General features: G+C 65.0%; 23 protein-coding genes. 9 read left to right on the top strand and 14 right to left on the bottom strand.

Annotated features, from left to right (window positions below; all coding sequences use genetic code 11):
* Positions 1-48: 48 nt before the first annotated feature.
* Positions 49-2727 carry a GAF domain-containing protein gene (locus ACHAC9_RS17405; RefSeq protein WP_435761638.1) on the top strand — a complete coding sequence of 893 codons (2679 nt, stop codon included), beginning with the start codon at positions 49-51 and terminating at the stop codon, positions 2725-2727.
* A gap of 1 nt (position 2728) precedes the next feature.
* Here ACHAC9_RS17405 and ACHAC9_RS17400 read toward each other — a convergent pair whose 3' ends face one another.
* Positions 2729-3514: a hypothetical protein gene (locus ACHAC9_RS17400; protein ID WP_435761636.1), complete on the bottom strand. Its 786-nt coding sequence runs from the start codon at positions 3512-3514 to the stop codon at positions 2729-2731.
* A 208-nt stretch (positions 3515-3722) separates the two neighbouring features.
* Here ACHAC9_RS17400 and ACHAC9_RS17395 point away from each other — a divergent pair, with 208 nt between their 5' ends.
* Positions 3723-4601, top strand: a complete 879-nt coding sequence (locus tag ACHAC9_RS17395) for a hypothetical protein (protein WP_435761634.1) — start codon at positions 3723-3725, stop codon at positions 4599-4601.
* 3 nt (positions 4602-4604) lie between these two features.
* Here the strand turns inward: ACHAC9_RS17395 and ACHAC9_RS17390 are convergent, their stop codons facing one another.
* Positions 4605-5627, bottom strand: a complete 1023-nt coding sequence (locus ACHAC9_RS17390; protein ID WP_435761632.1) for an asparaginase — start codon at positions 5625-5627, stop codon at positions 4605-4607.
* A 73-nt stretch (positions 5628-5700) separates the two neighbouring features.
* Complete coding sequence (locus ACHAC9_RS17385; RefSeq protein WP_435761630.1) at positions 5701-6564, bottom strand: pirin family protein; 864 nt, start codon at positions 6562-6564, stop codon at positions 5701-5703.
* Between the two features lie 128 nt (positions 6565-6692).
* Here ACHAC9_RS17385 and ACHAC9_RS17380 point away from each other — a divergent pair, with 128 nt between their 5' ends.
* The 5 genes from ACHAC9_RS17380 to ACHAC9_RS17360 all read left to right on the top strand — a co-directional run bounded on the left by ACHAC9_RS17380 (position 6693) and on the right by ACHAC9_RS17360 (position 13655).
* A complete protein-coding gene (locus tag ACHAC9_RS17380; RefSeq protein WP_435761628.1) occupies positions 6693-8219 on the top strand; it encodes a dipeptidase in 1527 nt (508 codons plus the stop codon).
* A 367-nt stretch (positions 8220-8586) separates the two neighbouring features.
* On the top strand, positions 8587-9681 hold the full coding sequence (gene galT / locus ACHAC9_RS17375; protein WP_435761626.1) for a galactose-1-phosphate uridylyltransferase: 1095 nt from the start codon (positions 8587-8589) through the stop codon (positions 9679-9681).
* Positions 9678-10772, top strand: a complete 1095-nt coding sequence (locus ACHAC9_RS17370) for a M24 family metallopeptidase (RefSeq protein ID WP_435761624.1) — start codon at positions 9678-9680, stop codon at positions 10770-10772. Before galT ends, ACHAC9_RS17370 begins: the two co-directional genes overlap by 4 nt.
* Entirely contained in the window at positions 10766-11863 is a 1098-nt protein-coding gene (gene galK / locus ACHAC9_RS17365; RefSeq protein WP_435761622.1) for a galactokinase, read from the top strand. The genes ACHAC9_RS17370 and galK overlap by 7 nt, the downstream gene beginning before the upstream one ends.
* The gene (locus ACHAC9_RS17360) at positions 11850-13655 is read left to right on the top strand and encodes a glycoside hydrolase family 2 protein (protein WP_435761620.1); all 1806 of its coding nucleotides are present in this window, start codon (positions 11850-11852) and stop codon (positions 13653-13655) included. The genes galK and ACHAC9_RS17360 overlap by 14 nt, the downstream gene beginning before the upstream one ends.
* Before the next feature lie 68 nt (positions 13656-13723).
* Here ACHAC9_RS17360 and ACHAC9_RS17355 read toward each other — a convergent pair whose 3' ends face one another.
* From ACHAC9_RS17355 to ACHAC9_RS17325, 7 genes are all read right to left on the bottom strand, one after another.
* The gene (locus ACHAC9_RS17355) at positions 13724-14410 is read right to left on the bottom strand and encodes a hypothetical protein (RefSeq protein WP_435761618.1); all 687 of its coding nucleotides are present in this window, start codon (positions 14408-14410) and stop codon (positions 13724-13726) included.
* Positions 14411-14568: 158 nt separating this feature from the next.
* The gene (locus ACHAC9_RS17350) at positions 14569-14964 is read right to left on the bottom strand and encodes a VanZ family protein (protein WP_435761616.1); all 396 of its coding nucleotides are present in this window, start codon (positions 14962-14964) and stop codon (positions 14569-14571) included.
* Positions 14965-15042: 78 nt separating this feature from the next.
* Positions 15043-15354 (bottom strand): hypothetical protein, encoded by a 312-nt coding sequence (locus tag ACHAC9_RS17345; protein ID WP_435761614.1) that lies wholly within the window; start codon positions 15352-15354, stop codon positions 15043-15045.
* A gap of 597 nt (positions 15355-15951) precedes the next feature.
* On the bottom strand, positions 15952-16719 hold the full coding sequence (locus ACHAC9_RS17340) for an SDR family NAD(P)-dependent oxidoreductase (RefSeq protein ID WP_435761612.1): 768 nt from the start codon (positions 16717-16719) through the stop codon (positions 15952-15954).
* Between the two features lie 66 nt (positions 16720-16785).
* Complete coding sequence (locus ACHAC9_RS17335) at positions 16786-17304, bottom strand: TPM domain-containing protein (RefSeq protein WP_435761610.1); 519 nt, start codon at positions 17302-17304, stop codon at positions 16786-16788.
* A gap of 11 nt (positions 17305-17315) precedes the next feature.
* Complete coding sequence (locus ACHAC9_RS17330) at positions 17316-18149, bottom strand: TPM domain-containing protein (RefSeq protein WP_435761608.1); 834 nt, start codon at positions 18147-18149, stop codon at positions 17316-17318.
* Between the two features lie 2 nt (positions 18150-18151).
* Positions 18152-18763: a LemA family protein gene (locus ACHAC9_RS17325; protein ID WP_435761606.1), complete on the bottom strand. Its 612-nt coding sequence runs from the start codon at positions 18761-18763 to the stop codon at positions 18152-18154.
* Positions 18764-18913: 150 nt separating this feature from the next.
* On the opposite strand from ACHAC9_RS17325, the gene pyrF reads away from it, so the two are divergent.
* Entirely contained in the window at positions 18914-19735 is an 822-nt protein-coding gene (gene pyrF / locus ACHAC9_RS17320) for an orotidine-5'-phosphate decarboxylase (protein WP_435761604.1), read from the top strand.
* A gap of 21 nt (positions 19736-19756) precedes the next feature.
* Here the strand turns inward: pyrF and sbcB are convergent, their stop codons facing one another.
* Positions 19757-21205 (bottom strand): exodeoxyribonuclease I, encoded by a 1449-nt coding sequence (gene sbcB, locus ACHAC9_RS17315; protein ID WP_435761602.1) that lies wholly within the window; start codon positions 21203-21205, stop codon positions 19757-19759.
* Between the two features lie 87 nt (positions 21206-21292).
* Positions 21293-22258: a GGDEF domain-containing protein gene (locus ACHAC9_RS17310; protein WP_435761600.1), complete on the bottom strand. Its 966-nt coding sequence runs from the start codon at positions 22256-22258 to the stop codon at positions 21293-21295.
* A gap of 111 nt (positions 22259-22369) precedes the next feature.
* Between ACHAC9_RS17310 and ACHAC9_RS17305 the strand changes: the two genes are divergently transcribed.
* Positions 22370-23173 (top strand): helical backbone metal receptor, encoded by an 804-nt coding sequence (locus ACHAC9_RS17305; RefSeq protein ID WP_435761598.1) that lies wholly within the window; start codon positions 22370-22372, stop codon positions 23171-23173.
* Positions 23174-23218: 45 nt separating this feature from the next.
* On the opposite strand, the gene ACHAC9_RS17300 is transcribed toward ACHAC9_RS17305, so the two are convergent.
* Positions 23219-23620: an HPF/RaiA family ribosome-associated protein gene (locus ACHAC9_RS17300; RefSeq protein ID WP_435761596.1), complete on the bottom strand. Its 402-nt coding sequence runs from the start codon at positions 23618-23620 to the stop codon at positions 23219-23221.
* Between the two features lie 82 nt (positions 23621-23702).
* Positions 23703-24953, bottom strand: a complete 1251-nt coding sequence (locus ACHAC9_RS17295) for an MFS transporter (protein ID WP_435761594.1) — start codon at positions 24951-24953, stop codon at positions 23703-23705.
* Positions 24954-24971 lie beyond the last annotated feature (18 nt).

Below are 24971 nucleotides of genomic sequence, written 5' to 3'. Positions count from 1 at the left end.
CAGATTCACCACCTGCGGACCAGCGTCCGGATCAGAATGAACCGAGCGATGCGCGCCTCTCCCCTCGACGCCGACAGCGATGGTGTGCGCGCGCTGCTGCGCACCGCCGTGCCGGCGGGCGGCAAGTCCTGGCCGCCCGCCATGCGCGTCACCGTCGACCTGATGCTCGGTTCGCGCTTTCCGATGTTCGCGGCCTGGGCGCCGGAGCTGCGCCTGGTCTACAACGACGCCTGCATCGACCTGCTGGGCGAGCGCCATCCGGCGGCCCTGGGACAGCCCCTGGCGCAGGCATTCACCGATGCCTGGGCCAGCGTGATGCCGGTCTTCGACGCCAGCCTGGCGGGCGAGGCGGCACTGGTCGAGGACCTGGCGCTCGAGGTCGCGCAGCATGGACAGGTGGAGCGCTGCTATGTCACGCTGTCGGCCTCGCCGCTGCGCGAAGGCGGCGAGGTGATCGGCGTGGTCTGCATGCTGACCGACACCACCGCACGCGTGCTGGCCGAACAGCAGCACCGCTTCCAGTTGAAACTCGGCGCGGTGCTGCGCGAACTGCTCGATCCGGTGGATGTCATGGAAGTGGCCAGCGCCCTGGTCGGGCGGCACCTGGCGGTGGGACGCGCCGGCTATGGCGAGATCGACCGGGACGGGCTCATGGTGACCGTCGGGCGCGACTGGACCGACGGCAAGCTTGCCAGCCTGGCAGGCGAGACGCGCGCGCTGGACAGCTTCGGGCCGGCGCTGATCGAGCGCCTGCGCCTCGGGGAAATGCTGCAGCTCGACGACACCAACGCCGATCCCCTGGCCGTACCGTACGCGCCCGGGTATGCGAGCATCGGCGCGCGCGCAATGATCGTGGTGCCGATCATCGAAGCCGGGCGCCTGGCCGCCATCTTCTACCTGCACGAGGCGGCGCCGCGCGACTGGACTGCGCGCGAGGTGGCGCTGGCCGAGGACGTGGCGCGTCAGACACGCGAGGCGGTGCGCCGCGCCCGCGTCGAGGAAACGCTGCGCGACGAGACGCGCATCCTCGAAGTCCTGCACCACACCGGCCAGGCGCTGGCCTCGACGCTCGATGGCGACATGCTGCTGCAGGCGATTACGGATGCCGGCACCCAGTTGAGCGGCGCCCAGTTCGGCGCGTTCTTCTACAGCGCCCAGGACGAACGCGGCGAGAACCTGCTGCACTACACCCTGTCGGGTGCGCCGCGCGAAGCATTCGAGAAGTTCGGCAAGCCGCGCCCGACCGCCATCTTCCACCCGACCTTCCACAACGACGGTATCGTGCGCAGCGACGACATCACGCTTGACGCGCGCTACGGCCAATCGCCGCCGCACTACGGCATGCCGCAAGGCCACCTGCCGGTGCGCAGCTACCTGGCCGTGCCGGTCGTGGCCCGCTCGGGGACCGTGCTCGGCAGCCTGTTCTTCGGCCATCCCGAGCCAGCCGTGTTCAACGAACGCACCGAACGCATCGTCGCCGGCGTGGCCGCGCAGGCGGCGGTGGCGCTGGACAACGCCCGCCTGTACGAGGTGGCGCGCAAGTCGGCGCTCGAGCGCGACGCGCTGCTGCAGAGCGAGCGCGCGGCGCGGGTCGAGGCCGAGCGCCTGTCCCGGATGAAGGACGAATTCCTGGCGATGCTGGCGCACGAGCTGCGCAACCCGCTGGCGCCGATCAGCAGCTCGTCGGCCCTGCTGGGCATCCAGTTTCGCGACGAGCCGCGCGTGCGCCAGGCGAGCGCCATCATCGCGCGCCAGGTCAAGCACATGAGCCGCCTGATCGACGACTTGCTCGACGTCTCGCGCGTCACGCGCGGGCTGGTGACGCTGCAGGTGGACGAGGTCGACCTGGTCGAGGTCGTGCGCAGCGCCCTCGACCAGACGCACCCGCTGATCGAGGAAAAATCGCACCGGGTCGAGGTCGACCTGCCGCATGGTCCCGTCTACATGCGCGGCGATGCGACGCGCCTGATCCAGGCCATCGCGAATATCCTCAACAACGCGGCGAAGTACACGCCGCCGGCCGGCACCATCCGCGTCGTGCTGGCGCTGCAGGACGCACGCGCGCGGCTGCAGGTGCGCGACAACGGCTCGGGCATGCCGCCCGACCTGCTGCCGAGCGTGTTCGAGCTGTTCACGCAAGGCGCCCGCACGCTGGCGCGCTCGCAGGGCGGGCTCGGACTTGGCCTCGCGCTGGTGAAGAAGCTGATCGAGCTGCATGGCGGCGAGGTGAGTGCGCACAGCGATGGCGTCGGGCTGGGCAGCGTGTTGACGATCGACCTGCCGTGCACCCGGACGATGGATCCGGCCTCGCCCCCGGCTTCCCTGCATGCGGCGGCCGCTGGCGCGCAGGCCTTCCGTCCGCTGCGTGTGATCGTGGTCGACGACAATGCGGACGGTGCCGACAGCCTGGCCATGCTGCTTCGGGCCCAGGGACACACGGTGACGGTCGAATACACGGGACGCGGCGCGCTGCGGCGCGCCATGCGCGAGGCGCCCGATGCAATGGTGGTCGATATCGGTTTGCCGGACATGGATGGCTACCAGCTGGCCTCGCTGCTGCGGGCGCAGCCCGAGACGCGTGCCGCGGTCCTGATCGCGGCCACCGGTTACGGCCAGGAGCGCGACCGCGAGCGGGCGCGCGAAGCCGGGTTTGTGCAGCACATGGTCAAGCCGGTCGATATCGCGGCGCTGGTGCGCATCCTGCAAACAGCGGCCAGCGCTTCATGAATTATCGGTCGCTGAGCGCGGCCATATGGGCCATCAAGGTCGACCTGGCGGCGTCGATCTGGCGCGCATTCGTGCGCGAAGACAGGGAAGCGCGTTCCTTGCGGCCCAGGAAATAAGCGACCCGTTCGGCATTCGCGCCGGACGGGTGGGGCAGGCCGTGCAGGATGCGGTCGCGCCGGATCACACCTTCGCGCACCAGCCAGTCGAGTCCCTCGGCAACGCTGCTGCCCATCGGGATGTAGAGCGCGTCGGGCAGCTGGGTCGCCTCGAGCGCGAAATAGCGCAACACCTGCTCGCGCAGGAAGGGAAGCTTGGCCATGCCCGGTGTGCCGCTGTAGTTGCGGCCGTCGACGAACACCGGATGGCGCAGGATCGCACTGATCTGCACCATGTGGGCATCGGCGTCGAACAGGGAAGCGCAACTGGCGATGCCGAGCCAGCGCTGCACGCCGATGGCGTCCAACAGGGCGACGAAGTTCGGCCGGATGGCGCCGCTGAAGGCGCCGGCCAGGCGCGCAGCGCGCAGTACCTCGGCCTGGTCGTCGCCGGCAGTCATCCGGCGCTGGGCCTCCGACATCGCATTCTTCCACTGCACAAAGCCCGGGGCGATGCCGACGACGACAATGCGCGCCTCGGTATTGACGTGCTCGAACGGAATGTAGTGCATGCTGATCCGGCCCTCGCGCGCCAGCAGGAAGTGTTCGGGCAGGGCGGCAGGCGAGGCGATCGCCGCCACGTCGAGTTCGCGGATCGCGTCCGCGTACGCGGGGAACAGCAGCGGGGTCATGAAACCGATCCGGTGTACATACAATTGAGCAAATACAGTTATATTTTTGAAAATTATAGTTCCTGCAAAAAATTCGGTAAAGAGGGAAATGTGAACTTTCGGTGTCACGCAATGCGACATCCTCCATGACCGCAGGGGCTGGTGGTAAGCTGGAGGTAGGAATCCGCTTCATTGATGAGGCCGTTTCTTACATCCATGGGAGGGCACCATGCCCCAGGTCGCACTGATCACGGTTCACGGAATGGGCGAGACGCCGCGCGATTACGCGGCCGGCGTGTTTGGCGAGATGCGGACCCGCCTCGGACCGGCGCTGCGCGAGCGGGTCGGCTTCTATTCGGTGTATTACCAGGACATCCTGCAAAAGAACGAGCAGACGGTCTGGGACCGCGTCGACGGCGCCAGCGAAGTCCGGTACGACGAACTGCGCAAGTTCATGCTGTTCGGCTTCGCCGATGCCGCCGGCCTGGAAAACCGCAAGGAAGACCCGGGCTCGGTCTACGAACTGGCGCAGAGCCAGATCGCCCGCGCGCTGCTGGCCGCGTGTCACGCCAACCCCGCCAACCCCGCCAACCCCGGCATGCCTGTCGTCTTCCTCGCCCATTCGCTCGGCTGCCAGGTGCTGTCGAGTTACATTTACGACGCACAAAAGGCGCTGCGCGGCGGGCGGGTCGAGGCCGGCATCTGGCGCGACATCGATGCCTGGTCGCGCCCGGCGCTGGGGCGTTCCCTCACCGAACGCGAACAGCATTTCCTGGCGGCGGGCACCTGCACCGGCCTCGTCACGACCGGCTGCAACATCCCGATTTTCGTGGCCGCGCACAAGGACATGCACATCAAGCCGATCGCGCCGCCGACCCCGCTGTTTCGCTGGCTCAACCTGTACGACCCGGACGACGTGCTCGGCTGGCCGCTGCAGCCGCTGTCGCCCGGCTACCGCACGCTGGTCGAGGACCGCACCATCAATGCCGGGCAGGGCGCGGTGAGCTGGCTGCTCAAGAGCTGGAATCCGCTCTCGCACAACAGCTATTGGAAGGATGACGAGGTGCTCGAGCCCTTGGCGGGGATGTTGAGGAGAATGGTTTCGTAGGGTTCACGCTCGCTGCAGCGTAAACATCGGCCGAATATCGCCCGCCACCGTCCCGCGCGCATTCTTGATCTGCGGCTGGCGGAAGCGTTCGAGCACCGCACGCTTGCCCTCGTCGAGCAGCCCCAATTGATCGAGCACGTTGTAGGTGATCGTGTGCAGGCCGCGGTTGTTGCCGTCGGCGATCTTGATCGCGATGCCGATACCGGCCGAGCGGATGCCGATCGCCTGCACCGCGTCGGCGCCGATCTTGGCGACCCAGTCACCACCGCCCGCCGTCATCAGGACGAGGTCGGTGCGCTCGGTGCCCGAGACCATGTCCGGGCGTCCCGTCATCGCGTCGAACAGGGGCCCCAGCGCGTTGCCGAGGCGCGCATCCGAACCGCCCTGCGCCAGGCGCGCATACAGGTGCGCGAGACTGGCCAGCGGCAGCGCATAGTTCGGCGCCGAGCAGCCGTCGATGCCGGAGGGCAGATCCGCTTCCGGCAGGTTCACGGCGTCCGCCAGCGCCGTGCGGATGGCGCGCTGGAGCGGATGGTCGGACGCGACATAGCCGGCGGTCGGCGCGCCATGCTGGCGGCACCAGGCCAGGAAGCCGCTGTGTTTACCGGAACAATTGTGGTGCAGCGGCGTCCAGGCCTGGTCCTGCGGCACCGGCAGGTTGTTGGTCTCGTAGTACAGTGGCGCACCGCAGCCGCATTCGAGGTGCCCGGGGTCGAGATCGATCTTGCCCAGGATGGCGCGCACCCCCGCCAGGTGTTTTTGTTCGCCCGAATGGCTGGCGCACAGCAGCGCCAGTTCTTCTTGCGCCAGGCCGAATCTGGCCGGTCCATCCGATAGAAGGAAGGGCAGGGCCTGGAACGGCTTCAGGGCCGAGCGTGTAAACGTCTGGACCTGCGGGTCGCCGGCCCAGGCCAGCAGGCGGCCCTCGGTATTGACGACCGCAATCGAACCGGCGTGGATGTTTTCGACGGTGTAGCCGGTGTCAGGGTAGCCGCGCGTGGTGGCGACAAGGGGGACGGCGTGCATAGGCGAAACCCGTGAAGTGATTGAACCGGCTACTTTAATCGAGGCCTCGATCATGCGGCGCACCGCCGCTGCCCTACATTGGCGCGCCGAATTTCCCGGCCTGGTAGTCGCGGATCGCCTGTTCGATCTCGGCACGCGAGTTCATCACGAAGGGCCCGTGCGACACCACCGGCGCGCCGATCGGCTCGGCATGGCCGAACAGGATGACGCTGTCTTCGAGCGCCGTCATCTCGACTTCGTCGCCTTCGCCCCCCAGTTCCACCAGATGAAAAGCGCTGATGCGGTCGTCGGCCATGCCGGCCTGCAGCGCGCCGCGCACGACATACAGGAAGACATTGCGCTGCGCCAGGTCGCGCACGCGCAGACGCCCGCCCGCCTTGAATTCGATCGTGCTCATGAAGACGCCGGTGAGCGACTGCACCGGGCCGCGCGTGCCTTCCCATTCGCCGGCGGTCAGGTGCATCGTGACGCGGCCGCCATCGAGGGCCAGGGCCGGGATATCGGCCTTCTGCAGGCCGGTATAGGCCGGCGCCGTCATCTTCAGGTGCGGCGGCAGGTTGACCCACAGCTGCAGGATCTCGAGCGGCCCGCCGCTTTCCAGGAATTCGGGCGGCGAGATTTCGGCGTGGATCAGGCCACTGCCGGCCGTCATCCACTGCACGCCGCCGGCGCGGATGATGCTCTCGTGGCCGGCGCTGTCCTTGTGCGTCAGCATGCCCTCGAGGATGAAGGTGACGGTCTCGAAGCCGCGATGCGGATGCGGGCCGAAAGGCAGGCCGCGGTTGCGCGGCGGGTAGGTCTGCGGGCCGTGGTGATTCAGGAACAGGAAGGGGTCGACCTGGTCCAGGTGCGCGCTCGGCACAGGGCGTTGGGTGATCAGGTCGCCGATATCGTCGCGCAGTGCCGGATGGATCCGGCGTACCAGTTTGTCAGTCATGCTTGTCCTCGATTGTCTTGTTGTCAAGCGCAACGATACCGGAAAAGGCGGCCGGCCCGCGCGCACCGGACGCCGGAAAGGTCCTGTGCTAGACTCGTTGCGCCCTTGCAATGGAGACAGCCGAGACCATGAAAAGAACCATCCTCGCCAGCCTGCTGCTGGCCCTCGCGGTGCACGCCGGGGCCGACGCCGCCCAGGGGAGCACCGCCGCCGTCCCGAGCCCGGCCGCCGTAAAAGCGGCCAAGTACGCGGTGACGACCTACCGCACGGACGTCATCAAGACGCTCGCCGGCCTGGTCAGCTTCAATACGGTGGCCGACCCGAATGTCCCGTCGGACCGGGACCCGCAGCACATCGCCTTCAAGAACTACCTGAAAACCGAGGCAACCCGTCTCGGTTTCGATTTCGCCGACCATGGCTGGGTGTTCGTCATCGGGATGGGGAAGAGCGAAGAGCGCGTCGGCGTCGTCACCCACGGCGACGTCCAGCCGGTCGATCCGTCGAAATGGAAGAAGTCGCCGTTCGTGCTGGACCAGACGAGCGAGCCGGGCAAGTTGCTGGCGCGCGGCGCCGAGGACGACAAGGGCCCGATCGCGACCGCGCTGTACGCGATGAAGGCCTTGAAGGACCAGCAGGTTCCGCTCACGAAGCGGATCGAACTCTATGTGTATATGGGCGAGGAATCGAACTGGCAACCGCTGGTCGACTTCCTGAAAACCCACGAGCCGCCGCAGATGAACATCACGCTCGACGCCGAGTATCCGGCGGTGGTGGCCGAAAAGGCCTCGGGCACGATCGCCGTCACGATCCTGAAAGCCGGCGCCGTGGTGCCGCCGGCTGGCGAGCCGCACATTGCCGCCTTCGCCGGCGGCTTCTTCGGCAGCCAGATTCCGGAAGACGCCAGTGCCACGATCGCCAACGCGACGTCCGCCATCGAGGCCCAGGTGCGGGCACGCGGCGCCGGGCAGGAAGGCATGCGCTACCAGTTCGCGCGCAAGGGCAATGACCTCGACGTGCGCGCGCGCGGCGTCTCGGCGCATTCCTCGAAACCCGAGGATGGCGTGAACGCGGTGGCGATGCTGGCCGATGCGCTGGCCGTCGCCCCCTGGCCGAACACCACGGCTGGCGGCGCCGTGAATTATCTGAACGAGATGGTGGGAACGGGCCTGTACGGCGAAAAGTTCGGCAACATCGCCTACCGCGACAGCTTCATGGGTCCGATGACGGTGGCGCCGACGGTGATCCGCCAGAAGGACGAGGGTATCGAGGTGTCTCTGAACGTGCGCCGCCCGCAGGGCAAGAGCGCCGAGCAGCTGACCAGTGAGGTCAACGCGGCGCTCACCGGGTGGCAGGGCCGCAACCTGGCGCTTGCCAACATCACGGTCAAGACGAGCGAGCCCTGGCTGCGCAAGGATGCGCCGCAGCTGCCGATCCTGATGAACGTGTTCTCGTACTTTACGGGCATGAAGGATCCGAAACCGGTTGCCATCGGCGGCGGGACCAATTCGCGCCTGTTCCCGAACGCGGTCAGCTTCGGGCCCGGCATGCCGGGCAAGGTCTACACAGGCCATTCCGAGCATGAATTCATCACGCTCAAGCAGTTATTGCTGAATTTGCAGATGTACACGGCGGTATTGGCCGAACTGGCGAAATAGACCTGGCGGGCCCTACCACAAGCGCGCGCCAGGGACCGATTCCGCTGGCGACGATCCCGTTGGGGTTGTCAGAATTTGTCTTGCTGGACCCGGTAAATAATTCTAATAGTTTTGTAGGTTTATGCCTACAATAGCCTTGGGGGAACCCGGCAGCGATGCGTTCCGGGCGGCGTTTTCATAGGAGGAACAGGGGTTGGTGACAGCTGCCCACCCCAGGCACTCCGCTGAGTCATTAACTGTTGGAAAAAACATACGTTCCAAGGTGAAACTGTGGCGTAAACGCCATGTTAGGATCATTCCCTAGCCGCGTACGCAGGGATGTGAAAAGCCTGCGCTCGTATGTGATCTGCCGACATAAAGCGATGCCATGCACAGTAAAGAACTGACAAAGCCGGACGGACGACGCCTGACCCTGTACAGCAACCGGCCCATTCCCGACGGGCTCGTGGCGCCCAGCCCGTTCCCCGACCCGATGCATGCCAACCCACATCTGCGCTGGCATCCGCTGCGCGGCGAATGGGTGACCTATGCAGGGTTCCGCCAGAACCGCACCTTCCTGCCGCCGCCTGAATACAACCCGCTGGCGGTAACAAAAGACCCGGCGAACCCGACCGAGCTGCCGCAGGGCGACTATGAGATCGCCGTGTTCGACAACCGCTTTCCGTCGCTCGCGCTCGAATCGCACGATCCGCCCCACCTGACGGTGCCGACCGCGCCCGCGAACGGCCACTGCGAAGTGGTGGTCTTCACCCAGGACCCGACCACCGCACTGGTACACCTGCCGCTGTCGCGCATCGAACTGCTGCTGCAGGTCTGGGGCGAGCGCACGCGCCGCATCGGCGCAAACCCGCAGATCGAATATGTGCTGCCGTTCGAGAACCGCGGCGCCGAGGTCGGCGTGACGCTGCACCATCCGCACGGCCAGATCTATGCCTACCCGTTCGTGCCGCAGGTGCCGGCGCGCATGCTGGCCCAGGAACGCGAATACTATCTCCAGCATGCGACCAACCTGCTGTGCGACATGGCGAAGAATGAAGTGGCCGACGGCCGCCGTGTGCTGTTCCAGGATGAACACGCGATCGCCTTCGTGCCGGCCTGCGCGCGCTATCCGTACGAGGTCTGGGTGCTGCCGACCGCTCCCTGCCAGGACTTCGCATCGCTATCGAGCGTCCAGCGCGCCAGTCTGGCACGTTGCCTGAAAACCGTGCTGCTCAAGTACGAGACGATGTGGAACCGGCCTTTCCCTTACCTGATGGCCTGGTACCAGGCGCCGACCGATGGCGCTGCGCATCCGGAAACCCAGCTGCACGCACAGTTCTATCCGCCTTACCGGTCGCGCGACCGCCTGAAATACCTGGCCGGCACCGAGCTTGGCGCCGGCATGTTCGCCATGGACGTCCTGCCCGAGAATACGGCGGCTGAACTACAGGCCGTTAAGGTGTCGCTGGAGGAGGGCGCATGAGCGGCGCGGAGCGCGCCGCCGAAGTGGCGGCCAAGCTGGCATCCCTGCGCGAGTGCCTGGATGCCACCGGTGCCGCGGCGATCTGCCTGCGCGGCATAGACTGGTTCGCCTGGGTCACGGCGGGCGGATCGAGCGCGGTGCTGCACACGATGGAGACGGGCGTGGCCGAAGTCCTGGTCACGCGCGGCGACGCCGTGATCCTGACCGACGAGATCGAGGCGGCGCGCCTGCGCGAGGAAGAAGTCCCGACGGGATTTACTTTTCACGTCACGCCCTGGGCCCAGGTCGAACTGCGCGCACGCTATGTGCTGGGCGTGGCGGGCGAAGGCCTGGTGCTGTCGGACCGCCCGCACGGCATCGAGCAGCCGCTGCCGAACGCCTTGCGCCAGCGGCGCCTGGTGCTGGTCGACTCCGAGCAGGCACGCTATCGCCTGCTGGGGCGCCAGGCGGCCGAAGCGATGACAGAGACAATGCGCGCCGCGCGTCCCGAATGGACCGAGTACGAGCTGGCCGGGGCCGGCGCTGCTGCGCTGTGGCGGCGCGGCATCCATCCGGCGCTGGTGCTGGCTGCCGGCGAACGGCGCATGCCCGCGTACCGGCATCCGACGCCGTCACATGAGCCGATCGGGTCGCGCGCCATGCTCGTGTTCTGCGCGCGCAAGCACGGCCTGTATGCGAACCTGACGCGCTTCGTTTCCTTCGGTTCGGCGCCGCAGGAGCAAACCGCGCTGATGGAAGTCGAGGCGACCGGCCTTGCCACCGTCACGCCCGGCAAATCGCTGTCGGCCGTGTACCACGCCTTTGCCGCGGCCTACAACCATGCCGACCGCCAGCAGGCGATCAACGAACACCACCAGGGCGGCATCACTGGCTACCTGGCGCGCGAAATCGTCGCCACCCCCAGCACCGCCACCGAACTGGAAGAGGGCATGGCCTTCGCATTCAACCCCAGCTTCGCAGGCCTGAAAATCGAGGATACTTTCCTTCTCGGCCCGCAGGGACTGGACAACCTGACCCTGGATCCGCAGTGGCCGGCCGTGACTGTGCATGGCCGCCAGCGGCCCCTTTGGCTGGAGACTCATTCATGGTGACGACCGATTCCTTCTTCGGCGGCGCGCCCGAGGTCAACGCATCCGCACCCGGACGCGTGAACCTGCTGGGCGAGCATACGGATTACAACGACGGCTTCATGCTGCCGGTGGCCACGCCCCAGCGCACGACGGTGGCGCTCGCTGCCAGCCACGACGGCCACTTCCATTTTTATTCGAGCACGCTCGACGCCAGCGTCACTTTCGCGCCCGATGGCAGCGCGCCCTCCGGCTTCGGCAGCTATATCGAAGGCTGCATCCGCCTGATCGAAGCCGAGGGCGTCAAGGTGCCGCCGCTGCGGGTCTGGGTGGCGACCGACGTGCCGGTCGGTTCCGGCCTGTCGTCGAGCGCCGCGCTGGAAGTGGCGATGCTGCGCGCGCTGCGCCAGATGCTCGGTTTCGAACTCGACGACGTCAAGCTGGCGCGCATCGCCCAGCGTGCCGAGATTGAATACGCGCGCGTCAACTGCGGCATCATGGACCAGATGGCCTCGAGCCTGGCCGACGAAACGAACATGCTGTTCATCGATGCACGCACGCTCGAGCACCGGCTGGCGCCACTGCCCGAGGGGGTCGAGATCATCGTGATTGACTCGGGCATCGCGCGCAAGCTGGCCGCCAGCAAATACAACGAACGACGCGCCGAGTGCGAGGAAGCTTCGCGCATACTCGGCGTGACGGCGCTGCGCGATGTGCAGATTGCTGAATCGGTGGAAGCCCTGCCGGAACCACTGCGGCGCCGTGCCCGCCACGTGGTGCAGGAAAACCTGCGCGTGCTGGAGGCGGCCGATGGTGTGTCTGCCGAGCGCTTCGGCGAGCTGATGAACGCATCGCATTTCAGCCTGCGCGACGATTACGAGGTATCGATCCCCGAGCTCGACGAACTGTGCGCACTTCTGCGCGTGCAGGATGGCGTGGTCGGCGCGCGCCTGACCGGAGCCGGCTTCGGCGGCGCCTGCGTCGCGCTGTGCAAGACGGGCCGGGCGCAACAGGCGGCCGAGGCCGCACTCAACGAATACAACAGGAACGGACGAGAGGGCAGCATCCTGATTCCGGTTCCGGCTGAACGAAAGGAAAACAATGAGTCAATTTGAATATCCACGTCCCCAACTGGTACGCGACCACTGGATCAACCTGAACGGCAAATGGCGCTTCTGTTTCGACGACGAGATGCGCTTCAAGCGGCCGGACGAGATCGCGGAATGGACGCACGAAATCGAGGTGCCGTTCGCACCCGAAACGAAGATGTCCGGGATTGGCGACACGGGCTTCCACCGCTTCTGCTGGTATGAGCGCGAGTTCACCGTGACGCCGACCGACGGCCGCACGATCCTGCACTTCGGCGCGGTCGACTATCTGGCGCGGGTCTGGGTCAACGGCCAGCTGGTGGCCGAGCACGAGGGTGGCCACACGCCATTCTCGGCCGACATTACCGCGGCCATGAAGGCCGACGGCGAGCAGGTCGTTACCGTGTTTGTCGAGGATGACCCGGCCGACCTCGCCAAGCCGCGCGGCAAGCAGGACTGGCTGCTGGAACCGCACTCGATCTGGTATCCGCGCACGACCGGCATCTGGCAGACGGTCTGGGTCGAGCAGGTCGAAGAGACCTTCATCGCGAAGCTGAAGTGGACGCCGATCTTCGAGACCTTCGAAATCGGCTGCGAAGTGTTCGCGGGTGGTGAAATCCGCGACGACATGTTCATCGAGGTCAAGATCTGGCACGGCGAACACCTGATGGCCGATGACCATTACAAGCTGCTGGGCGGGGAAGCGAACCGCAAGATCGCCTTGTCGGATCCGGGTATCGACGACTCGCGCAATGAGTTGCTGTGGAGCCCGGAACGTCCGACCCTGCTCGACGCCGAAGTGACGCTGCGCTGCGGCGACCGCGTCGTGGACCGCATCCGTTCCTACACGGCGCTGCGCTCGTTTGCGATCAACCGCGACCGATTGATGTTGAATGGAAGGCCATATACATTGCGCCTGGTGCTCGACCAGGGCTATTGGCCGGAATCCTTCCTGACCGCCCCGTCAGACGGACACCTGAAACGCGACGTCGAACTTGCCAAACTGATGGGCTTCAACGGCGTGCGCAAGCACCAGAAGATCGAAGACCCGCGCTACCTGTACTGGGCCGACAAGCTGGGCCTGCTGGTCTGGGAAGAGATGCCGTCGGCCTACCGCTTCAGCGCGAAGGCGATCACGCGCATGGTGCGCGAGTGGACCGAAGCGATCGACCGCGACTACAGTCACCCCTGCATCATCGTCTGGGTGGCATTCAACGAATCCTGGGGCGTGCCGAACCTGACGCTGACGCAGGCACACCGCAATGCCGTTGAGGCGCTGTACCACCTGACACGCACGCTGGACGCGACGCGGCCGGTGATCGGCAACGACGGCTGGGAAGCCTCGGCCACCGACATCCTCGGCATCCATGACTACGATTGCGATCCGGAAAAGCTTGGCGCGCGCTATGCCGTCACCGACCCGGTGCGTACCTTGTTCGACCAGCGTCGTCCTGGCGGGCGCATCCTGACGCTGGACGGCTTCCCGCACCGCGGCCAGCCGATCGTGCTGACGGAATTCGGCGGCATCGCGTTCGACACCAAGAGTACGCCCGACGAGGGTACCTGGGGTTATTCACGTTCGACCACGGCCGAGGGTTTCCACGAGCTGTATCGTGGGCTGTTGAAGGCGGTCAACGAGACCCTCATGTTTAGCGGCTTCTGCTACACCCAGTTTGCCGACACCTTCCAGGAAGCCAACGGCCTCTTGAACGCGGACCGCACGCCGAAGCTGCCGTTCGAGGTGATCTCGGCCGCAACGCGCAATGCGCAGTTGAAGACCGTGAAGGCCGGGGGCGGTGTAGACCTTGATCCATCCTGACCGACGAGCCGGCAATCGAGCTGCCCCGTTTGCCCTGCGGCGCACGGGGTAGGCCGTGCGCGCCCGCGTCAGCGCCCGATTGCACCGCCGCTGACGCTCACGCGGTCGCCGCTGCGAAAGTCGGGCGTGGTTTCCTGCGTGACGACCTGGGTGCTGCCGTCGTCCATGCGCAGCGTGACACGGTAGACGCGGTCGGAGCTCATCGAGCTGCCCGATGTGCCTGCTGCGCTGCTGCCGGTTGCTCCGGCGCCGGCACCGCTCGCGCCGCTGGCGGAGCGTGGTACCGCTTCGATCGAGACGATCGTGCTGTTCGGGCTTGATCCGGAGGCGGTGGCGCTGCCGGTGGCGGTGGCGCCTTGTGCGCTGCCGCTTGCGGTGTCGGACATGGTGCCGGTGGAGCTGCCCTTGCTGGTGCTGCCGGTGCTCGCGCTCGCGCCGGTGGCGCCGGACTGGTCATAGCCAGTGCCGCTCGACGTGCCCGAGCTACCGGACGTACCAGAGGTGCCGGACGTACCCGAGCTCTCCGAGGTGCCGGACGTACCGGACGTACCGGAAGTGCCCGAGCTGGTGCCGGTTGCCGTGCCCGAGGTGCCGCCGGCCTCACTGCCGGTGGTGCCGGACGAGCTGCTGCCGCTGGCACCGCTGCTGCCTGTGCCGCCTGCATCGCTGCCGCCGCGCATGGCTGCACAGCCCGACAGGCTGATTGCCATGGCCAGCAAGCCCGCCAGGACCACGCTCTGATGTTGTTGTTTCATGATCGATCCTCCGTTGATTTTGTCAGTGGGTATGCGTGACGATGCCGTCTGCCACTGTGGTAAGAGGCGCAAACGGGCACGACGTTCCAGCTGACTCGTGTGCAGCATGAGCCAGATCAAGCAGAGGTGATTTCAGGAAAACTGGCGGTTCGCCAGCCTCAGCTGCGTTGCAGTGCCGCCTTGGGCAAGATCAACCAGAGGATTGCGCAGGTGACCACGGCCGAGCTGCAGTCGACCATCCAGTCGCGCACGTCGGCGCCGCGGTAGGGGAACATGCTCTGCACCAATTCGTCAATGGCGCCCATGAGCGCAATGGCCAGCACGGTTGCGACGGTGCGGCTGGCCGCGCTGCCGCGGCTGGCGGTAAACCAGAGCAGCGCCAGCACGGAATAAGAGGAGGAATGCAGGAACACGCCAGGGGCATATTGGCCGATTTCGGCACGCGCACCCGGGATCGACCCGGCGACCAGGATCGCAAGGAAAAGGATGATGGCAGTGCTATAGCGCAGCTTGTTGAGACGCGGATCGAGCAGGAGGAAAAAGAAGGACGGCATGGTTGACCAGCTGGAAAAAACGGCAACCATACCACGGTGTGCGGGCGTGTGCATGCACGGTGAATGACAAAGCAATCGTCAGATGGTGAGCGCCGGGGCGCCGTCGGCATAGCGCGCGTCGAAACAGCTTTCGCATTCGGCACAGAACAGGTGCGCCATGCGCACGGAGGTCTGGCGCAGCACGAGCTTGAGCTTGCTTTGCTGGCACTTCGGACACACTTCGCGCACGTTGCCGAAGGTGAGGAGGGAGAGCGTGGCCTGTTCTCCTTCGAGATGGTCGACCACAACCAGTGGATTGAGTTCGCTCAGAACCAGGAAACCGACGTCCATATGCTGGCGTCGGCTGGTGGATGCATGTTCGGTGCGTTTTTCAGAGATTTGAAAATTCATCGGTCCGGCTCCCTTGTCTGGTATGTCACAGCGTCGCCTTGGGTCATTCTGAACATAGATTAGGTAACCCGGTTGCGGCGCACGAACTTCATCATAGTCAAAAGCACACAAGCTGCAAGGTCAGTCTTCATATTTATGCAAGACGGATAAACTTGAGAAAAAAAATGCCCACCGGAGAGAGAGGTGGGCACAACCCAAGATCGGGCCAAGAGACATTGTTGGGTGGGTGTGCAGCACGTTTGCGCTGCACACCTGGCTGCAGTCAGGCATATCGGTTGCGTGTACTGCAGATGAATCCAGTATAGGGACCGTTTGTGACGCAGGTATGACCTGACGCAAGTATTCAAGCTCTGTGGCGAACGATTCGCATATCGTCCACTCTATCAATGTGGAGCGCGGCGGCCTCGTGCGCGGACAAAAAAAAGCCCGCGTTGTGAGCGGGCTTAAAACTATTTTCTTGGAGGAGAATAGTGGAGACAGGTGCATTATGTTGCGATGCGATATGTTTGTCTAATTGTTAAATCAGATACCAGACATGCGAGCCGTGAATGGCTCAGCTTGCCTGGCGCACCGCACCTGCGCCCCGCGCGCTTGACGCTATTCGCGTACAGGCACCGTGTAGTTGAGCGGCATGCGTCCACCATCGGCATACAGGGTCTGGCCGGTAATGTAGGAGGCGTCGTCGCTGGCAAGAAAAGCGGCGATAGCGGCCACTTCTTCCGGTTCGCCGCAGCGCCCCAAGGGCGTGCGCGACAGGATCGTATGCCGCGCTTCCGGGCTCGACAGTACGGCCTGCTTCGCCAGTTCCGTCAGGATCGTGCCCGGTCCGATCGCGTTCACCCGGATACCATGCTGGGCCAGGCCGATCGCCGCCACACGCGTGAGCTGGTTGACGCCGCCTTTCGAGATCACATACGGCACCTGGTTCGGAATCACCAGCTCGGCGTTCACGCTCGACATGTTGATGATGCAGCCGCCGCTCTGGCGCTTCACCATATCGCGCGCGGCCGCCTGGCTGCACAGGAACATCGATTTCAGGTTGACGCGCATGACGCGGTCGAAATCTTCCTCGCGCAGGTCGAGGAAATCGGCCGCGTGGGTGATGCCGGCGTTATTGACAAGGATGTCGACGCGTCCGAAGGCGGCGATGGTGGCGGCGAACAAGGCGTCAACATCGGATTTCTGGCTGACGTCGGCGACGACGAAGCGGGCTGCGTCGCCGAGTGCCGCGGCGGCATCGGCCACTTCAGGACGTACGTCGGCCAGCATGACACGGGCGCCTTCCTTTACCAGGCGCTGCGCACAGGCCAGGCCGATGCCCTGGCTGGCGCCGGTGATGAGGGCGATCTTGTCGGCGAGTTTCATGGGGGGCTTTCAACTGGTTTGGTTGCCGTCATTGTAACGGCAACCCAACCTGCGGAAAGCTGCCGGCTACAGCATGATCGGGCGGTCCGGCAACTCGTTGGGGCGCGCCCCGTGGGCCGGGAAGTGCTCGCGCAGCAGCGCATTCACCTGCCCGATGGCGGCCAGCGTGGCGCCGTTGAAGTCCCCGCGCCTGAAACCGTCGGTCATCGTGCGGCACACGGCCTGCCAGGTGGCCTCGTCGATCTTGCGGTCGATGCCGCGGTCGGCCACGATGTCGACCTTGTGCTCGGCCAGGTTCACGTAGATCAGCACGCCGCAATTGTCCTCGGTGTCCCAGACGCCATAGTCGGCGAACAGGGCCAGGGCCCGCTGGCGGCTGGTGATGCCGTCCCAGACCTCGTCGGTCGGGAGCGATTTTTCAACGATGAAGCGTACTTCGCCGCGGTGGGTCTGTTCGCCCGCCGTGATGGCCTGGGCTGCCGCTGTGAGCGTGCTTTCGGGGAAGGCGCGCTGCGCGTCGGCACGGCTGCTGCGCCAGTGACGCAGGACGCGGCCAATGCGTTGTCCGAATGATTCGTGTGTCATGTGGTCTGCCATTACCAGTCTCCCGAGGCGCCGCCGCCGTCAAAGCTGCCACCGCCGCCGCCAAACCCGCCGCCGCCGCCGAAACCGCCACCGCCGGAAAAGCCGCCGAAGCCGCCGCCGCCACGTCCAGCATTGCTGAGGATGCTACCAAGAACGAACCCGGTTGCGCCGCTGCCCCAGCCGCCGCGCGTCAGGCGCGAGCGGCGTGGCTTGAACATCGAGCGCACCAGCATGAAACCGATCACCAACAATAAGATACCAACCATACCGATCCCGCCTCCTCCGTCTGTGCCCGTATTCGCCGGTGCTATTTGCTGTGCCGGCTCGGGAAATCGTTCTCGGTTCAGCAGGGTGGCAATCGCGCCCACGCCTGCGACCAGGCCCTCGTAGTAATGGTTTTGACGAAAATGTGGTGCGATGACGTCCTGCAGGACGCGCTTCGATTGCGCATCCGTCAGCACGCCCTGCACCCCGCGCCCGGCTTCAATGCGCAGGCGGCGCAGCGAACTCGGGTTGTCGCGCGCGACCAGCAGCAGCACGCCGTCGTCGACGCCCTTGCGCCCGAGCTTCCAGGCGTCGGCCACGCGGATGCCGAACTGCTCGATCGCTTCCGGCTCGGTCGATTTGACCAGCAACACCGCGATCTGGTTGCCGCTCTTCGCCTCGTGCTCGGCCAGGATTGCTTCCAGGCGCTGGCGCTGGGTCGCATCGAGCATGCCGGCGGTGTCGGTGAGACGGCTTGTCAGCGCCGGCACGGGTTTGAGCTGGGCCTGCGCCGGCGCGGCCAGCGCAGTGCTCAGGACAGCGGCCAGTGCCAGCCGCCACAGGGTACGCAATACCGTCATCGTTATTTGCCGAAGTTGACCGTCGGTGCCGTCGAGATCGCTTTCTCGTTCTCGACCGTGAACGACGGCCTGGCTTCATAGCCGAACATCATCGCGGTCAGGTTGGTCGGGAACTTGCGCACGGTGACGTTATAGTCCTGCACCGACGCGATATAGCGCTGGCGTGCGACCGTGATGCGGTTCTCGGTACCCTCGAGCTGCGATTGCAGGTCGCGGAAGCTGGTGTCGGCCTTCAGCTCAGGATATTTCTCGGACACGACCATCAGGCGTGACAAGGCGCCGGACAGTTCGCCTTGCACTGCCTGGAACTTCTTGAAGGCTTCCGGGTTGTTCAGCACTTCGGGCGTGATCTGGAAGCTGGTCGCGGCGGCGCGCGCGCGGGTAACGGCCTCGAGCGTCTCGCGTTCGTGCGAGGCATAGCCCTTGACCGTATTCACCAGGTTCGGAATCAGGTCGGCACGGCGCTGATACTGGTTGACCACTTCGCCCCAAGAGGCCTTGGTGGCTTCGTCCTTGGTCTGGAAATCGTTGTAGCCGCAGCCCGAGAGCAGCGAGCTTGCCAGCGTTGCCGCCGCCAGCAGGCGGGTCCAGCGCGAGAATACGGAAGACGTCATGATGTACTGTCCATTGCGAGTTGTCGAATAGTTAAAAATATACAGTAATCAGTCAATACGAGTCGCACGGACGGGGCCGCGGCGAAGGGCCCATGCCCGGTGACGCGTACAATAGTGGGTTTGCAATGACACTGTTACAAGGGGCTGGATGTGAATTTCATCGACAAACTCTCCGCGGCCTGGACCCGCAACGATTCGCTGCTGTGCGTCGGACTCGACCCTGACCTGGCGCGTTTCCCGGCGCATCTGAAAGATGAAGCGGACGGGATTGTTCGCTTTTGCAAGGCCATCATCGACGCCACGGCCGATCTCGCCTGTGCCTTCAAGCCGCAGATCGCCTATTTTGCCGCGCTCGGTGCCGAGGACCAGCTCGAAGCCATCTGCCGCTACCTGCGCGAGACCTACCCGCACATCCCGCTGATCCTCGACGCCAAGCGCGGCGACATCGGCGCCACCGCCCACCAGTACGCGCGCGAAGCCTTCGAGCGCTATGGCGCGGACGCGGTCACGCTCAGCCCGTACATGGGTCTTGACTCGGTCGAACCGTATTTCGCCTGGCCCGACCGCGGCGTGATCGTACTGTGCCGCACCTCCAACCCGGGCGGTTCGGACTTGCAATTTCTCGACGTCGGCGGCGTGCCGTTGTACCAGCACGTGGCGCGCATGGTGGCTGAAAAATGGAACCGCCATGGCCAGTGCGCGCTCGTGGTGGGCGCGACCTATCCCGAGGAACTGGCGCAGGTGCGGGCGATTGTGGGCGACATGCCGCTCTTGGTGCCGGGCATCGGTGCGCAGGGAGGGGATGTGGAAGCGACCGTGCGTGCTGGGCGTACCGCGGGCGGGGCCGGGATGATGATCAGTTCGTCACGGGCGATTTTGTATGCGGCGGCCGTTGACGGGGAAGATTTCGCCGCGGCGGCGCGCAGGGTGGCGCGCGAGACGCGGGATGAGATCAATCGGTATCGGGGGTAGGGGCTGTTGCCCCACGAGCCTTCAATACCTGGTCGGCGCAATCGCCTCGACATACTCGTACAAGGCGCCGAGAATGTCCTCGCCCCGTTCGTCCGCCGTCTCCGACAGCGCATCGATCTCGCCAAACAACTGGTCCACCGTGCGCGCGCTACCGGCCCCGTCGAACAGGCGCGCTGCGCGGTGCTCTTCCCAACCCTGCGCCTCCTCTTCGCTCAAGGTCTCGGGGAAATTGCGCGCGCGGTAGCGCAACAGCAATTCGGCCAGGCGCTCATCCTCGAACGAGGGCCGCGCCGTTGCCAGTTGCGCCGGCGTCTGCATGCGCAGCGACTCGAGCTTGCGGCGGTCGTCCTTGCTGACGAAGCCGCCGTATAAATCCTCGTCGACGTCGGTTTCGTTCGCGCTGGAGGGCTTCTGGTACACCTGGGCCCACACCGCCGCCATGTCGGGGCCGTTCGCCGCCAGCTGCGCGTTCGCCCGGCCTTGCTCGAGATCGATACCCCAGCGCGTTGCCATCGCGCTGCTCAATGTTTTGAGATTCCCGACCAGCATCGGCGACTTGTTCAGGTGCACGCTCTTGATCGGCAAACGCGTCACGCCCTCGGGCAGGTCGCTGCTGCGTGTGAACATGCGTAGCCGGATCGTCTCGACGTCCATGCCGAACAATTCCGACGGATCGTGACGGCAATCCCAGACCAGGATTTCGTTCTTGTTCGTCGGATGCTGGGCCAGCGGCCAGACCAGGCCCAGGCACCCTTGTTCGGCCGGGAACATGCCCGAGACGTGCAGGAAGGGCTGGCGCGCTCCGCGCTCGAGGTGCAGGCCCATTTCGCTCGCGACCTTGTCCTTGCGCCGCAGTTCGAGGCAGAAGTCGAACAGGCGCGGTTGTTTGGTCCGGATCAGGCGCGCCAGCGCGATCGTCGCGCGCACGTCCGACAGCGCATCGTGCGCGGCGTCGTGCGACAGGCCATTCGCCCGGCTCAGGTCCTCGAGTCGGAAGCTCGGGCGTCCGTCCGGATGGCTCGGCCATTCGATGCCTTCCGGACGCAGCGCATACGTCATGCGCACCACGTCCAGTAGATCCCAGCGGCCGCAATTGTTTTGCCATTCGCGTGCATACGGGTCGAGCAGATTACGCCAGAACAGGAAGCGCGTGACTTCGTCGTCGAAGCGGATCGTGTTGTAGCCGACGCCGACCGTGCCGGGCTCGGCAAAGGCCGCTTCGATCCGGCGCGCGAACTCGTGCTCGGGCACCCCTTGTTCGAGCGCTTGTTGCGGCGTGATGCCGGTGATCAGGCAGGATTGCGGGTCGGGCAGATAGTCGTTGGCCGGCTGGCAGAACAGCATCAGCGGTCCGCCAATCTCGTTGAGGTCGGCATCGGTGCGGATCGCCGCGAACTGTGCCGGGCGATCGCGGCGCGGCTGCGCGCCGAAAGTTTCGTAGTCGTGCCAGAGGAAAGTGTGTGTGCTCATCGTTTTATTGTGAGTGGCGGTCTTGACGAAGCATCAAGGATGGCACGGATTGTCGAGGTCGGGCCGCGTTCCGTCAATCGCGCACGCTCAGACGCTGACGCAGTTGCGCCCGGCATCCTTGGCGCGGTACAAAGCGGCGTCGGCCGCTTCGATCAGGCTCATTTCGTCGCCGTTCGGGTCGAGCACGGCCACGCCGAAGCAGGCGGTGAGGTGCGGCAGCGGCACGCGCATGTCCGGGAACAGCACCGCTTCGCGCATCTGCTGGCAGAGTCGCTCGGCGACCATGTGGGCCAGTTCGGCGGTGGTTTCGGGCAGGACGGCCATGAGTTCCTCGCCACCAAAGCGCACCGCAAAGTCCGATGGCCGCAAGCCGTCACGGATGACGTTCGCGGCAGCGCACAGGGCGGCGTCGCCGACCAGATGGCCGTGGGTGTCGTTGAACTTCTTGAAATTGTCGAGGTCAATCATCAGCAAAGCCAGCGGACTGCCCTGATTGCGGGCGCGGCCCACCAGTTTCGGCAGCATGTCGGCCAGCCAGGTGCGGTTGTACAGGCCCGTCAGGGTATCGTTCAGCGACAGCTGGCGGTAGAACTCGCCGAGCTTCTGGCGCCGACGCAGCAGGGCGTTGGCAGCGCGGATGCGGAACGACATCAAACGCAGCAGGTTGCGCGCCACCGCGTTCGAATGGTCGATCAATTCCCAGGCGAGCTTCGATTCGATCACCAGCAATTGCGTTTCCTCGACCGCCTTCACCGCGTCGAGGTTCGCAGCGTCGTCGAGCACCGACTGCTCGCCCACGCTTTCGCCCGGCATGATGCGGTTGACGTTGCCGTCCGAGGTGCCTGCATGGGAGTCAAGTTCGACTTCGAGCATGCCGGACAGGACAATGTACAGCCGCGCCCGTACTGCATCCTCGATCGGTTCGCCGGCGCCAAGCGCCACCACGTCGCAATCGGCCAGTGCGAGTGCGGCAGCGCGCATGTCGGCGCCGCGAAACAGCTCCAGGTTATCAACCTTGTAGCTTGACTCCCGAAATGGTCCGATAAGTTTCAAAAAATTTCCTCCGCGTGGTAGCTGGTGTCGTGCCAATCAAGTTTGCATGATAAACCATCCTCTGCCCCGTTCCTGCTGGCGTTTTGGAAACAGGAGTGTTCCAATAACACGATGAACGCATCCACCCATCCCCTAGTCGACGCCGTCGGCACAGAACACATGCAGGCGCCAGGCGCGCGTATCGTCTCGCTGGTCCCATCGATCACCGAATTGCTGTGCGACCTAGGCCTGGCCGACCGCATCGTCGGCCGTACCGGCTTCTGCATCCATCCGGCCGAGCGCGTTGCTGCGATCCCGAAAGTGGGCGGCACCAAGGACGTGAATCTCGAAAAAATCCGCACGCTGGCGCCGACCCACGTGATCGTGAACATCGACGAGAACGAAAAGCCGACGTTTGATGCCTTGACCGCCTTCGTTCCCCACGTCGTCGTCACCCATCCACTTGGGCCACGCGACAACCTGGCATTGGCACGGCTGATGGGCGGCATCTTCGGCGTCATTGACGCGGCCGAGCGCTGGTGCGCCGACTTCGAACGCGAGTATGCCGCCTTGCGTGCCGCACCGGCCGGCCCGGCGCGCACGGTGCTGTACTGCATCTGGCAGGATCCCTGGATGAGCGTATCGAGCGACACGTATATTGCGCGCATGCTGGGCGAGATCGGCTGGCACGTGTCGGCGCTGCCCGATGCAAGCCGCTATCCGCGCTTCGACTGGTCGAGCGAACTCGTTGCCGGACTCGATGCGGTGCTGCTGTCGACCGAGCCCTACCGTTTTACCGAGACGCACGCCGACGCACTCGAACAGCAGCTCGGCATTCCGGTACTGCTGGTCGATGGGGAAATGATGTCGTGGTATGGGAGCCGGGCGCTGGCCGGACTGCGCTATCTGCGGAAATTGCGCGCGCTGCTTGAATAATAAAAAAGCGCGGCCAGGCCGCGCTTGTTCTTGCCAAGGGCGTTCTTACATGCCGGTGGTCAGGTTCTTTTCCTGCTCGGGCTCGAGTTCGTTGTCGGTATCGATCACGTCGAGCGGCAGCGGTTCGCGGCGGCCTTTGTCGGCCAGGCGGCCGAGGGCGCTGTCGAGGGCGCGCTTGAGCTTGTTGCCGGCATTCGTGATGGCCTGGTGTAAGTTGATGGCATGTTCGCTGACGACGACCGGCGCATAGCCGGCGACGTGGGCTTCCATCATGCAGCGGTTGCCGCCGTCGAGTTGCTTCTGGCTGTTTTCATTGCTCAGATGAACGTCGATGCGGCTGATCTGCTCGCCGAAGCGGCCGATGGAGTTTTGCACGACGGCCTCGACGTGCTCGTCCAGGCCCTGATGTTTGTCGATGGTACGGTCGGTATTGACATTGATTTGCATAAAGATGACTCCCGTTATCAAAGTACTTGAAGCCGATCTTACACTTTTTGCCATTTCTGCCGCGTCCTGCACGTATCGACACCTAGGCCACGGTTTCTTTCTTCTCGTGATGAGGGAAACGGTCCATCTTCGACAGCACCGGAAACAGCACTGTCCATACTCCTGTCACGACCAGGGTCGCCGCGCCGCCGAGCAGGATTGCGCGCGTCAGGCCGAACCAGCCGGCGGTCACACCGGACTCGAATTCGCCCAGTTCGTTCGACGCGCCGATGAAGACGGCATTGACCGCGCTGACGCGGCCGCGGATCTCGTCCGGCGTTTCGTACTGCACCAGCAGATGGCGCACATACACGCTGACCATGTCGCCGGCGCCGAGCACGAACAGGGCGACGAGTGCGACGGTGAAATTGCTGGTCCACCCGAGCGTGAGCGTGGCGACACCAAAGATGGCGACGCCGCCGAACATCCAGGCGCCGACATGGCGCCGGATCGGGACAAATGCCAGCGCGATCGAACACAGCGCCGCACCGGCGCCGGGCGCGGTGCGCAGCCAGCCGAGCGCGGTCGGCCCCGCCTGCAGAACGTCGTGCGCATACGCAGGCAGCAGGGCGGTGGCGCCACCGAACAGCACGGCAAACAGGTCGAGCGAAATGGCGCCCAGCACGATCGGGCGCGAACGCACGAAGCGCAGTCCTTCGAGCAAGGTATGCCAGCTCACCGGCGCCGTGCTGCGCACTTGCGGCGCGCTTTTCGTGGAGGCCATGAGCAGGGTAGCAATGGACAGCAGGGCAGCCGACACCATATAGACGACGGTGGGACCGAAGGCATACAGCAGCCCGCCCAATACAGGGCCGGCGATGACGGCGACGTGGAAGGTCGAGGAGCCAAGGGCGACGGCCTGGCCGAAATCCTTGTCCGGCACCAGGTTGCGCAGCACGGCTTGCGACGCCGGCATCATGAAGGCACGTGCGCTGCCGAACAGCACCAGTACCGCGAACACGGGCCAGACGACGCTGCTGCCGCTGGCGGTAAAGGCGAGCAGCAGGCTACTAACCAGCAACTGGGTCAGCATGCACAGTACGATGATCTTGCGCCGGTCGTAGCGGTCGGCCACATGGCCGGCCCACAAAATCAGTACCAGGAAGGGCGCGAACTGCGCCAGTCCGATCAGGCCGAGGTCGAACAGGCTGCCGGTGATCTGGTACACCTGCCAGCCGATCGCCACGCTCTGCATCTGGACAGCAAGGGTGCCGAGAAAGCGCGACGTGAGGTAGCAGGACAGGTTACGGTTGCGCAGGAGGCCGAGCCCGCTGGACGAGGAAAGCACGTTCATGAAGGAGGAATGAGACTG

The sequence above is a fragment of the Massilia sp. CMS3.1 genome, from assembly GCF_051262535.1.
GTDB lineage: Bacteria > Pseudomonadota > Gammaproteobacteria > Burkholderiales > Burkholderiaceae_D > Telluria.
Note: the sequence above shows the minus strand (reverse complement) of the source record. Positions and strands in the feature narration are given on the sequence as shown.

What these genes read in the sequence shown, in the direction of transcription:
- ACHAC9_RS17325 (WP_435761606.1), bottom strand. Translation starts at nt 18,763, where the DNA reads ATGACGTCTTCCGTATTCTCGCGCTGGACCCGCCTGCTGGCGGCGGCA.
- ACHAC9_RS17380 (WP_435761628.1), top strand. Translation starts at nt 6,693, where the DNA reads ATGAAAAGAACCATCCTCGCCAGCCTGCTGCTGGCCCTCGCGGTGCAC.
- ACHAC9_RS17355 (WP_435761618.1), bottom strand. Translation starts at nt 14,410, where the DNA reads ATGAAACAACAACATCAGAGCGTGGTCCTGGCGGGCTTGCTGGCCATG.
- ACHAC9_RS17345 (WP_435761614.1), bottom strand. Translation starts at nt 15,354, where the DNA reads ATGAATTTTCAAATCTCTGAAAAACGCACCGAACATGCATCCACCAGC.
- ACHAC9_RS17400 (WP_435761636.1), bottom strand. Translation starts at nt 3,514, where the DNA reads ATGACCCCGCTGCTGTTCCCCGCGTACGCGGACGCGATCCGCGAACTC.
- ACHAC9_RS17370 (WP_435761624.1), top strand. Translation starts at nt 9,678, where the DNA reads ATGAGCGGCGCGGAGCGCGCCGCCGAAGTGGCGGCCAAGCTGGCATCC.
- ACHAC9_RS17330 (WP_435761608.1), bottom strand. Translation starts at nt 18,149, where the DNA reads ATGACGGTATTGCGTACCCTGTGGCGGCTGGCACTGGCCGCTGTCCTG.
- ACHAC9_RS17395 (WP_435761634.1), top strand. Translation starts at nt 3,723, where the DNA reads ATGCCCCAGGTCGCACTGATCACGGTTCACGGAATGGGCGAGACGCCG.
- ACHAC9_RS17350 (WP_435761616.1), bottom strand. Translation starts at nt 14,964, where the DNA reads ATGCCGTCCTTCTTTTTCCTCCTGCTCGATCCGCGTCTCAACAAGCTG.
- ACHAC9_RS17305 (WP_435761598.1), top strand. Translation starts at nt 22,370, where the DNA reads ATGAACGCATCCACCCATCCCCTAGTCGACGCCGTCGGCACAGAACAC.
- galT (WP_435761626.1), top strand. Translation starts at nt 8,587, where the DNA reads ATGCACAGTAAAGAACTGACAAAGCCGGACGGACGACGCCTGACCCTG.
- ACHAC9_RS17300 (WP_435761596.1), bottom strand. Translation starts at nt 23,620, where the DNA reads ATGCAAATCAATGTCAATACCGACCGTACCATCGACAAACATCAGGGC.
- ACHAC9_RS17295 (WP_435761594.1), bottom strand. Translation starts at nt 24,953, where the DNA reads ATGAACGTGCTTTCCTCGTCCAGCGGGCTCGGCCTCCTGCGCAACCGT.
- sbcB (WP_435761602.1), bottom strand. Translation starts at nt 21,205, where the DNA reads ATGAGCACACACACTTTCCTCTGGCACGACTACGAAACTTTCGGCGCG.
- ACHAC9_RS17340 (WP_435761612.1), bottom strand. Translation starts at nt 16,719, where the DNA reads ATGAAACTCGCCGACAAGATCGCCCTCATCACCGGCGCCAGCCAGGGC.
- ACHAC9_RS17385 (WP_435761630.1), bottom strand. Translation starts at nt 6,564, where the DNA reads ATGACTGACAAACTGGTACGCCGGATCCATCCGGCACTGCGCGACGAT.
- ACHAC9_RS17335 (WP_435761610.1), bottom strand. Translation starts at nt 17,304, where the DNA reads ATGACACACGAATCATTCGGACAACGCATTGGCCGCGTCCTGCGTCAC.
- galK (WP_435761622.1), top strand. Translation starts at nt 10,766, where the DNA reads ATGGTGACGACCGATTCCTTCTTCGGCGGCGCGCCCGAGGTCAACGCA.
- ACHAC9_RS17405 (WP_435761638.1), top strand. Translation starts at nt 49, where the DNA reads ATGCGCGCCTCTCCCCTCGACGCCGACAGCGATGGTGTGCGCGCGCTG.
- ACHAC9_RS17360 (WP_435761620.1), top strand. Translation starts at nt 11,850, where the DNA reads ATGAGTCAATTTGAATATCCACGTCCCCAACTGGTACGCGACCACTGG.
- ACHAC9_RS17390 (WP_435761632.1), bottom strand. Translation starts at nt 5,627, where the DNA reads ATGCACGCCGTCCCCCTTGTCGCCACCACGCGCGGCTACCCTGACACC.